This window comes from Vibrio variabilis (genome assembly GCF_003263785.1).
GTDB classification, from domain to species: domain Bacteria; phylum Pseudomonadota; class Gammaproteobacteria; order Enterobacterales; family Vibrionaceae; genus Vibrio; species Vibrio variabilis.
In genome coordinates, this window is the sequence record NZ_JYJK01000020.1 from 1 (window position 1) to 420 (window position 420).

A 420-nucleotide genomic window follows, 5' to 3' on the forward strand; every position below is an offset into this window, starting at 1 on the left:
GGACACGCCGTCGTTATACGTGGCAGTCAAAGCGCCAATGTCACTCTCTTCTGCACTGTATTCCCCATCGGTCGCTGTGGCTAGATTCAAGACCACATCCGCTTCTGTCTCTTTCGACAAGCTCACCGTGAACATGGCACCCGTGCCTTCGTTCACTGACACCGCTGGCGTGATAGAAAGCTCAGGGCGGTCATCGTCTGGATCTGGGTCTGGGCCACTGCCGTCATCGAGAATGGTGCCCACGCCCGTGGCGGAGCATTGGTGGTCACGTTATTGTTGTCAGTAACCGTCACACCGAAGGTTTCTGGACCTTCAAAGACGTCGTCTTGGGTCGTCGCGACGGTGACTTTAAACTCAGTCACGCCTGCTGGTAGAGTGATGCTGCCATCGGTGATGGTGAGCGGTACATCAGACACGCCA

The 420-nt window shown here is 56.2% G+C and carries 1 protein-coding gene; it reads right to left on the bottom strand.

All coding sequences use genetic code 11. The features are described from left to right. Positions 1 to 152 precede the first annotated feature (152 nt). A partial coding sequence (locus TZ48_RS24325; RefSeq protein ID WP_239670691.1) for a hypothetical protein occupies positions 153 to 420 on the bottom strand: 268 nt, incomplete at its 5' end.